This window comes from Microcoleus sp. B7-D4, assembly GCF_036705125.1.
GTDB lineage: Bacteria > Cyanobacteriota > Cyanobacteriia > Cyanobacteriales > Microcoleaceae > Microcoleus.
On record NZ_JAUBTT010000016.1, the window covers coordinates 93,191 to 103,677 of the forward strand.

Annotated in this window: 6 protein-coding genes; 2 read left to right on the forward strand and 4 right to left on the reverse strand. The window is 50.2% G+C overall.

The genetic code is table 11. The annotated features are described in order from the left end of the window. Positions 1–134 precede the first annotated feature (134 nt). Both QUB12_RS09050 and QUB12_RS09055 read right to left on the reverse strand, forming a co-directional pair. Complete coding sequence (locus tag QUB12_RS09050; protein ID WP_333306442.1) at positions 135–3,227, reverse strand: methyl-accepting chemotaxis protein; 3,093 nt, start codon at positions 3,225–3,227, stop codon at positions 135–137. 147 nt (positions 3,228–3,374) lie between these two features. After that, a complete protein-coding gene (locus QUB12_RS09055) occupies positions 3,375–3,908 on the reverse strand; it encodes a chemotaxis protein CheW (RefSeq protein ID WP_039887356.1) in 534 nt (177 codons plus the stop codon). Between the two features lie 538 nt (positions 3,909–4,446). Here QUB12_RS09055 and QUB12_RS09060 point away from each other — a divergent pair. Further along, positions 4,447–4,623, forward strand: coding sequence for a hypothetical protein (locus QUB12_RS09060; protein WP_333146950.1), 177 nt, complete (start codon positions 4,447–4,449; stop codon positions 4,621–4,623). Here QUB12_RS09060 and QUB12_RS09065 read toward each other — a convergent pair. Next, entirely contained in the window at positions 4,609–5,847 is a 1,239-nt protein-coding gene (locus QUB12_RS09065) for a response regulator (protein WP_333146948.1), read from the reverse strand. The genes QUB12_RS09060 and QUB12_RS09065 overlap by 15 nt on opposite strands. A 1,634-nt stretch (positions 5,848–7,481) precedes the next feature. Here QUB12_RS09065 and hmpF point away from each other — a divergent pair. After that, a complete protein-coding gene (hmpF, locus tag QUB12_RS09070; protein WP_333146946.1) occupies positions 7,482–9,227 on the forward strand; it encodes a pilus motility taxis protein HmpF in 1,746 nt (581 codons plus the stop codon). On the opposite strand, the gene tilS is transcribed toward hmpF, so the two are convergent. Then, complete coding sequence (gene tilS, locus QUB12_RS09075) at positions 9,224–10,369, reverse strand: tRNA lysidine(34) synthetase TilS (protein ID WP_333146944.1); 1,146 nt, start codon at positions 10,367–10,369, stop codon at positions 9,224–9,226. The two genes, hmpF and tilS, sit on opposite strands and share 4 nt — an antisense overlap. Positions 10,370–10,487 lie beyond the last annotated feature (118 nt).

Sequence of the window (10,487 nt, forward strand, 5' to 3'; positions counted from 1 at the left end):
ACTCCTACTTCCTTTAGGTGTTGAAGTGGCAGCCCCGCAGCGGTTTCACGACTGCGAGGTTGCTTTTTGTAGGCCATTATTGCCACACAAAGCTGATTGTAAATCATGCCGCAAAACAAGCATTAGACAATTGATTATTGTCTTTCTGCTGTTTCTACTCGGAATCTTTCCACCGATGTCAAAAGGTCGCGAGCAACGCCCACCAAATTTTGCAAAGCACCCGAAACTCGCTGCGCTTCTTGGGAGGTTTCCTGAGCAGTTAATTCCACTGCTTGCATCACACTGGCGACCGCGCGAGCTGTTTCGTTTTGCTCTACAGTGTCGGCAGTAATCGATCGCACTAACACGTCAATTCGGTTAGTTACTTGAATGATATCTTCAAGCGATCGCTTCGCCTGTTCTGCCAATTTTGTCCCCTCAATAACCTGCTGCGTCCCTTCTTCCATCGCCGTCATTACCGCGCCGGTTTCGCTTTGAATTTGCATCACGATCTGTTCGATTTCTTTCAAAGACTTAGCCGATCGGTCTGCCAATTGTCGCACCTCGTCTGCCACGATCGCAAAACCCCTGCCCGCTTCCCCAGCTCTCGCCGCCTCAATACTGGCGTTGAGGGCCAACAAATTCGTCCGGGAGGCGATCGTCGCAATTAAAGCCACAATCTTAGAAATTTCTTGAGAAGCTTCCGCCAACCTCTTGACTTTTCGCGTGGTTTCTGCTACCGTTTCTCGAATTTCCAAAATCCCGGCCACCGTCCGCTCCACAGCCTCGCCTCCTTTCAGAGCCGTTGCCGCCGCGCCCCGGGCCACTTCTTCCGCCTCTCTAGCGCTCTCTGCGACCCGCTGAATCGCGTCGGTGAGGACTTGCACGGAATTCAGCGTTGCCGCCAGTTCCTCAGCTTGCCGCAGCGCGTCGGAAGACAAATCGCCTGCAAACTTAGCACTATCCGTAGCGCCTTTGCTGACCTCCCGAGCCGCCTGCTTCACCTGATGGACAATTTCGCGCAGATTTTGAATTGTCAAGTTAAACGAGTCAGCAACAGCACCCAAAACGTCTGCCGTCACTTCCGCAGTCACCGTCAAGTCACCCCGAGCCGCTCCTTCCACGTCATCTAGCAAGCGAATCACTTGGCGCTGCAAGTCTTCTTTTGCCTGTTCCTGCTCGTCCGACTTGCGCCTGGTATCGCTAATCGTGGTTTGGATGACCTTCGCCATGTGGTTGAATTTAGCAGCCATTTTACCAAATTCATCTTCCGAGTAAACCGTAGCGCGAGCATCCAAAGTTCCTTGAGATACGGCATCGAACTGAGCTTGCAAATTATCCGACGACTTGCGTACCTGCTTGGCGATCAACTGACCGATGCCCCAAGAAGTTAAAAAGCTCGTAAAGCCTGCTGCTGCGGTCATTACCCAGCCTGTTTGGCGCAGGTAAACGATCGCCTCCGGTTTGTCTTGCCGCAGAGCTTGATAGGAGGCAATGTTGGTGACAAAAGCCACAGCTACCAGAGAAACCAGTCCCGCCCCGATTGCCGTGTACAACTGTTTTGTAAACAAAGGGGCATTTTCCAAGAAAGCCAGTCCCCCCTGTTCTACTGTTACCGAAGTATCGACCGCTTCTGTTTCGGTGGGAGAAAAAGTCGATACAGACGTATCAGCCGGGCCGCTTATGCTAAATATTTCGTCATCCCGAATTGCTGAGCCATCGCTGTTGTCAAAGTCCAGGCTGCTCCCGGTCGTTCCCATCATGCCGCTGGTCGAGTTGCCGAAATTGGTGTTACCTCTAGTCAATATCGAACTGCTGGCATCTTCTGAGATATCAAAGTCCGGCAAATTGCCTAAATCGTCAAACTCGTCAAATTCGTCTAAAAAGTCGCTGTGTTCTTGAGCGTTCCCAGCTTTTGACGACCAGGCGCTGTGGTTCTTGTCGGACGCCCCGAAAGCTGTCGCTTGTTCGTTTTCGTCGAAAGAGAAAGAATCGCTAAAAGCGTCGTCTTCAAAAGCATCTAACTCGAAGTTGTCTCTAGAGCCAAACGCCGGGGGTTCCGAGTCCCTGTAACCGTTGCTGTTGGCGGAGGCGGGATCGACTGAATTAAATTGTCCCCGGCTCGACCTTTGACTTTGAGAGTTGGGGACAGCACCTCCCATCAACAGCGTTTCGTCTTCCGCCAGCGAATAGTTTGACGAGTAGTCCGACCCGTTATTCGGCTGTTTGTTTTGAGGTCGAGAAGACCCGAAACCCGACGAGGGCATCGCCTCGGCAAAGGGGTCTTCCTCTTCGGCATAGGGTGCGTTATGACCGTAATTTTGGCCACTCTGGGGCGGGGATTGGTAGTCGTAGTCCGAGTTATCGTCGAATTCGTCTGGCAAATCGAGCGCAGCAAAAGGTTCGCCAAAATTGTCCGAGGGCCCGATGGGGGAGTCTAGTGGGTTCGAGTCGAAGGAATTCCCGACTTCTGAAGAGGCAAAACTTTGACCGTTGAGCATCTGAGTCGGAGCTTCTGAAAACGAATCTCCTGAGTAAGGTGCGCTTGAACCAGACTGTTTACTGCTAGACAAGTCAGCAGCATCAAACCCTCCATCATCTAAGGCAAAGGGGTCTCCAAAGTCCGAGTCGGCAAACTCGTCTATGTCTAGCGAGTCGGAGTTCTCAGCATAAGCTGCCATTCCGCCGCTGTCGCCACCAAACGGGTTAGAATGTGAAGCTAAATCTGGGACTGAGCCTGCGCCATCGTCGTCTTCTGGTTCCCACCCCAAGCCACTCATGCCCAAGTCGGCCAAGTCCTCGTTTTCCATGTCGTCTGGGGATTGACTTCTATAGGAAAGGGATGGGGAATTTCCTTGGAAAAGTCCCAAATCCGGGTCTTCTAACCCTTCATCGAGTGATAAGTCTGGGTAGAATTCTAATTCCGTTTCAGCAGACAAAGCCTCGAAATTTTCCGTTTGCAGCTCTCCAGATAAAAATTGGTCTGTGTAGGTAATTCCGTTGTGAGCGTGTTCCACCAAACTCGGGTCGTCACTCAGGCCTAGCACAACCGTGTACTGTTCCCGCGCCACCTCATACTGTTGCAGTCCGTAGCAGTAAATGTGTCCGCACAGCAGGCGAGCGCTGGGGTCTTCGGGAAAATCTTCTACTAATTGATAAACTAGGGCTGCGGCTTCTGAATAATTGCCCTCCATGTAGGCCGCTTCTGCCCGTTGGTAGTCCTGCTGAAAGTTGGTACTTGTTGCCATTTGCCGCCCTCTTTGGATTTTAGATTTTAGATTTGAGATTTTTGATTTTTATGTTGAATTGAATGTTTAGATGCGCGCCTCAAGTCGTGTGACTGTTGATGGTTAGACCTCAATCGAAAATCGCAAATCGCAAATCTAAAATCGATTTCACGCTGCCCACCGCGCCGAGCGCAGAATTTTCACTTGATCTAGCAGTCGGAGCACTTTCTGAGCTGGTGCACCTAACATCCATTCTCCCCTCAGAAATGGAATCATGCCGTCTGGTGCATTGTTCTGAGAGTGCAGTTGCTCTACGTCGAGCCAGTCCATCCCCACAATTCGATCGACTGCCAACCCCAAAATCGTGTCTTGGTCTTCCACAGCCACGATCGGGATTTCGGGTCTATCTGTGTTCAGAGGTGTTTGGTCTCCCAGAAATTGGCCGAGGTCTGCCACCCAAATCACTCGTCCTCTCATATTTAGCGTACCTAAAAGCAAAGAGGAAACGTTGGGGATCGGTGTCATGCGGTCTGGGGACGGGGATAGGACCTCTCTAATCCCTGTCGCCGGCAGTGCGAACTCGTTCCCCGAAGGAACGTAGAACCGCAGGTGCAGCTCGCCTTCGGGAGTTTCTAGTTCTTGGAATTCCGGAGCCGGATCTACGCCTAGTCCTGGTAATATAAAGTCTGGGCTACCGCTAATCATAATTCTGACACCTGCATTTCTAGCAAAAATTGTTGAGGTTTCCCGCCAAGAATAACCCGATCGAAACTTCGATGGTCGAAACTTGACACAGCCAAGCTTGACACAGCCAAGGGGTGAATGGCGCGACTGCCGGAGGCCCTTGGCAATAAATTTTCTCCGTCAATAATTGACTGCCATCAATAAATTCGCGCGACCAAGGCTTACAAGTTAGCTCAAATCGACTACGAACAATTAATTTGAAACCCCTAAAGCTTCACTTTGTATTCCCACCGCCGTCTCAATTGGTAAAACTCTGGGTAATTTCTGCGATGAATGCTAAACCGATACGGGCATTAGCGAGGAGTTGTTGACATGGCTGGTGTCGCGACAATCATGAACGGAGCCACTTAAGACTGAGAATTGGACTCTCTGACTTTGTACAGAAATACCTAGCCATAAGTAGCTCTGTACATCAGTTTTTCGGAGCGGCTGCAAGTGGATAACAAGTATATTATATTTGCACTTTGAGCGTGTTAGACCCAGTTGGGTCTAGAAATTGAACAGAGTTTTACCGACGCCCTTATGCCAGCGCGCGGATTTATACATTCTAGTTTATGGTGCGATCGCCAATAGTACCCCCAGCTTTCTGTTTGGGGCGGCGGAGACTCGATTTAACCGCAGGTACAAAAAAGCTCCCATCATGGCATCGGTGCGAAAGTTATTTTTCTTCTAATTGGTCTTCTAGCGAGCGCTCTAATAATCTTTCCGAGAGATTGACCCGAGGGTAGCCCGGGCCCACATATTTTTCTACCAGCATCAATAACTCGCTTTCACCAAAAGGTTTCGTGTAAAAGTCTGTAGCTCCGGCCATGCGGGCTTTAACGCGATCGATAAATCCGTCGATGCCCGTCAGCATAACGATCGGCGTCTGCCGGAAAGCGCTAGAACTACGCAGCATAGCGCAAATTTCGTAGCCGTCGAGTTCCGGCATGGCGATATCACACAGAATTAAATCGGGTTTGAGTGGAAACACCAAACTCAGGGCTTGGAGGGGATTGCCGATCGTAGTAGCTTCGTAACCGTGTTCATTTAAAATTGACTCGACTGTTTTGCGAATAGTATTGTCGTCGTCAATACAGACAACTCTGGGAACCTTGGTTTCTGGGGACGACCATTCTTTTTTGTTGTTGGTGGGGGCAACAGAAGGTTCGTAAAATACTTGCACCAATCCCTGCTGCACAAATGGGTAAATCGCCTTAGCGACAGTCAGCACGTCTCGGTTGAGGTAGCGCGCCATTTGGCGGATCGAAGTGTGCCCGTCGGCCCAGCGTCTGAGAGTATTAAAGGTATTGACAGGCAGCGCGACTCGCAGTTCGGAGGGGTCTGAAATCACCGGGCATTGGTTGGGCGACTGAATGTGAGGGTGAAACTGCTTCCACTGCTGCACCTGTTTGACAATCTTGGCCAGCAGCGAGCTAATTTCTAAGCTGGTCAGTTGAGGAGCCAAAGCTGGGCCCATTTCAAAAGTGAAGGAACCCTGGTGGAGACTGAGCAAGTCAAATAGGGTTTCGTGGATCATGCTCTGGATGATGTTGCGCCCTTGAGCTGGGGTGAGGATGTGGTTTTCTAGCAGGGCCCATAGATAGCCGTATTCTGGGGCATTGGTAGATGCCATATAGGGAACTTGGATTTTGTCGAGGGCGGTATCTGCTTTGTAGCGGCGCAGGTAGTCGCGCAACCGAAACAAACTGCCCGCACTCTGGGTAGCGTAAATAATCTGACCGTTGAAGCAGAAGACATACCAGGATTGTCCTGCAAGGGAGCGCGGCGTAGGTTGAGTACCCGTGCTGCTGCCGGTGGAGGTGTAGGCCTCTACGAACAGTTCTCCGGTTCGCTGACCTAACTCAATCAATTGCAGGATGCTGCGGATGTCTATTTCACTCAAATTTCCCTGCATGCAGCTAAAGTATCCTCCTTAAAACCGTTGGCGTCTGAGCTCGGAAAGACTGTGTGCGGGCGAAAAGATTGACTTTAGTTTCCGTCAATAATTTACGCGCTGATGCTGATCTCACAATTGGGAATTGACGAAAGGGCGATACTTGCTGCCGATCCTCGGCCGCGCTACCAGTCCACAAGCTGAAACCGCGAAACTCGCGGCATTCTCTAAGTGTAGAGTTTCACCTTCTATTCCCACTGTTGCCTATTGCCTAAACTCGTAGAATCCACATCGCACGCTGGCACGGGTTCTTCGAGTGTGCAACGCTGGCATTCCCGACGGATTCAAGCCTTCGATGCCAAAGTTTTGAAGTTTTTGGCTGAGTATGCCGTCAGTTTCTCCAGCACATCTTGGCGTAGGTCAACTTCAAAATACCAAGGATTCTCTGGTTTTACCGCTGCTACCAGCAGCAAGTGCCGATCGATCCCCTATGGGAACTTGAGGCTAGTCTGTTGGGTTGGATGAGTTGCGATCGAGGTTTTTTTGGGTTTGCCACAGCCCTAAAATCAGGTGCAGTCAAAATGAACCTTGGTTGGCAGTTGTCAGGAAAACCCTCAGTGCCGATCGACCTTTTTGCTCGCCCGCGGCTCCGTCATAGGCTCGCGTCATTACCCTATTCTAAGGCAGCGCGGTTCAAATCCCTAGTCCGCCGGAGGATGGCGTCCGCTTGGGGGCAGCGATGGCTTTTCTGACGATCGACCCATAACTAAAGCGTTGTAAAATCTATAGAAACTTTTGGATCGAAACGCCAGAGGCAAGCCCTGGGCTAACGACATGGGGATTTAGATTTGGGGATCAGTCGGTAGGGACTTTTAAGTCTCGTGAAACGATGGTGTTGCTAAAACCAGGGTGGTATAATTGGCAAAGAGCAATTCGCCAGAGTAAGAATAACTTTCAACCCATTGAAATATCCTAGAGGGCGAGCAGCCCCGGCAACGCACTAATCCGATTAATTCGGAATAGTTAAAGGGCAAATAATTGCAGCATAGGTCACGTTCAACCTTAAAAATAGGAAGAACTCAGCAAGTATGCGCTCCAGGAGAAGTAAAGTTCTTTGAGTGAGTAGAGGGATATTTTAATGTCCCGTTGTCGCCTTGAATGTGGGCAAGAATCCCCCGGCTTTAGAGGTGGGGAGGTTCAAGGACTGACCTTTTTCAGGTTTGGCCTATGGCAGTCCCCGCAGTGAGAGCTAGTCTGGAATCAAGCGGCATTGATACTGCTGTCTCATTCCTCCAGACAAGTGCCGGCGGCCGTACTTTCTGGAAGTTCTCCCGTGAGGACGTGCTATGGGTGAGTGCTGCTATAGTTAGGAAAAAATGCTATCCCCCGATTGGGCAAACGATACCAAAAAGTAAGACTTAAGTGGCAAAAAGTTATCCTTACTTGCCTATACTTTTTTACTTTAGGGAAGTTGACTAAAGATCGCACACAATGTTATCTTTAGTCAAGAACCTGGGGCTTAAGGGGGATAGCCTACTTATGTTGGGATTAGCCGTCTACCCAACAGCGTAGGAAGTAAACACCACTTATTTTTTAGGCCTTTAAGTAACTTAAAGTAAGTTGGGATAGGTTTTACGAAGCAGAGGACTATTAGTGTGCTGTATCTAGCGGAAGTACAAAAACAGAAAAGCGGCTTTGGTCTCGGTGGCGGTAAGGCTGAACTGAAACTGCTAGCTTGTCAGCGGGGCGAACATAACTGGAGCGCCGTACCAGGCGATGACGGGATCCCAGTTGAGGAAGCTAATAAGTTTAACGACGGCACGCTGGTGCTGGTTGAGTTGAGCGCTAGCAAGCAAGTGCAGCGGATTCAGGAGGCGGCCCGCCAGTTGGTGAGCATTCTGCAAAATTTCTCGCGATTGCAGGACAAGTTTAAGGATAAGGAAGAGGAAATTGAACAGTGGAAGGCTTCTCTGACGTTTTCGAGTCAGGAACTCAATCGCCGGGAAATGGAAATGCAAGCCCGCGAAGAGCAGTTGGCTCAAATGGAAGAGGAGTTGGAGCGGCTGGAGGCTCAGCGCTCGGAAATAGAAAATACTAGAGATGAAGCTAACCGACTGCGAGAAGAAGTCGATCGCAGTCGCGTGGAAATAGAGACGGCTTGGGAACAGTTGCGGGGCGAGCAGCAACGGGTGGCCCAACAGCAGTCTGAGGTTCCCCAGGGGGCAGTAATTGATGAGCAGCAGACTCAGAGGATTCAGGAGTTGATGCAGAAGTTGGGAGGGGCAATTGCTTCGGCTCAAGGGGTGCGGGAACAACTGAATCAGTCTTTTGGTGCGGTGGGCGCTCAGCAGGCAATTCTGGATCAGCACTGGCAGCAGTTGGAGCAAAAACAGAGCATAGCTCAACAGCAACAAGAAGAAGTCGATCGACAAAATCAGAGCCTCCAAAACCGCTGGCAAGAGTGGTACCAATCTCAAGATGCTTTGGCCGGGGCTCGGGCGGAGCTTAAAGGGCAGCAAAGTACCCTCAGCGCTAAGCAGGATCAGGCTCAGTCCGTGTCTTTGCAGGTGCGGGCTGTTGAGGATCTTTACCAGCAAGTTTCCAGGCTGGCATCTGCTTCGGGTACTGCGGGTACGGAGCAGAAAGTAGATGTGTCAGCTTTGGAGAAGATGCCTGTTGATGAGTTACAGGGGCTGGTGCAACACCTGCAACAGGATTTGGAAAAGGTGTTCCGGTTTGTTAACGATCAAGAGGAAGAGTTGACTCTGCAGCGGGAGACAATCGAGGAGCTCCAAGGGAAAATTCAAGCTGCTAGCGAGTACGATCGCATGGCTTTGGAAAATGAAATGGCAGATGAACTCGAAAGTTATCAGATGTTAAACGAAACTCTGGTGGGACAGCGCCTCCGGTTGCAGGAACGGGAAGATGTTTTAAAGCAGCATCAGGCGGTGCTGTGGCGGCGGCTGGGTACTGCTAATGCTCCAAAACAAGAGCGAGGAAATATTGATTTGGGGCCGATTGTGGCACAGCTCAATACTCAGCGGCAGCAGCAAAGCCAAGAATTGCAAAGACTGGAAAACGAAATTCAGCAGGTGCGGGAAGCAATATCCCAAATTGAGGCAAATGTCAACCGCCAAAATGGGGAAAGTGAGGCGAAACGCTACGAACTCAAGCAGTTAGAGCAGAATTTGTTCAACCAGAAAGGTGCAGTGGCGCAACTCTGGGGCAGGGTGAATGTTTATCAAGAAATGTTGCAGCCGGTGCAGGACAATTTGACTGCGCTACGCCAAAAGCTCGAAGCGGCGGCGGGGGAACTCGATCGGGTGCAGCAGACTGGAGAGGAGCAAGATCGGGTAGTTTCCGATTTGCGGCAAGTCCTTTCGGGTTTGATCACAGGTTAAAATTTAATATGTAAAATTATCGAAGGGTGTTCGACTCGACCGATCGCTCCTCCAGGAAATGGATCGGTTTGCGATCGGTTGGGCGCTACGATTAAGCTGGTTAGTTTTTCTACGCTTTCAAAACTGGGCGCCGAGGGCAATATTTGTTGCAGTAGTTGCCGCATTGCCCGTCGCTGCAAGGCCAGGGGTGCTTCCCGCAAAATCGGGCGATTTAACTTGACGGGAAGTTGAAAATTCACCTGGGGGCTGTCTGCAATTGGAGACATTGCTCGCTGTAGCAAGTCGCTGGCTGCAAGTTCCAGATATTCTACGTCGGCGCGGAGGAGTTCGGCTGTTTGAGCTAGGGCTTGTTGGGCTTTTGGGTTGAAATGAGTTTCCAAATAAGGCAATAATTCCGATCGAATCCGGTTGCGACTATATTGCAAGTCTTGATTTGTGGAATCTTCCCAAATGGGTAGTTTTTGCTCTTGACAAAATTGACCTGTTTGCGATCGAGTTATTTCGAGCAAGGGACGAACTAAATAGATTTTAGATTTTAGATTTTGGATTTTCGATTGGGAATTTTCATCCTGATTTTCCAATCTAAAATCGGCCGATATTTGGGAGTTGGAATTTTCGCCGGAATTCCCCACTCGAAAATCGAAAATCGGCAATCGAAAATCGAGCAGGGGCCGTGTCCAGGTGAGGGCAGAAAGTCCATCGGCGCCACTGCCGCGAATCAGGTTGTAGAGGAGTGTTTCGGCGCGATCGCTGGCTGTGTGGCCTGTAACAATGTAGGGGTAGTTGTGGGCGATCGCAATTTCGGTTAAAGCTTGATATCGCCACTGTCTGGCCGCTGCTTCAGTTTTGGGGATGTCCGAGGCTGTTTCCAAATAGTAGGATATTCCCCAGTTTTTAGCTAATTGTTCTACATGATTGGCCGAGGCTTCCGAGTCAGAACGCCAACGATGATCGCAGTGAACAATCGCTAGGTTCCACCCCCATTTGGGCTGCAAATCTAGCAGTAATTTAATTAAACACAGAGAATCTTGCCCGCCGGATACTGCTACTAGCAATCGCTGATTTGATGGCAATATTTGTCGGTACAGCAGCGTCCTGTGCACTTGAGCGTGGAGGTGCGTCCAATTGGAAGATTCAGCCATGAGAGCAGTTTTTTATTAAGCAAAAATCAGGAAGTTAAGATCGCGAATTAAATAACTTACAATTTTAATTGTTATTGTGGGATGGGCGTCCCGCCCGTCCGTTTTGGACGGGCGGGGC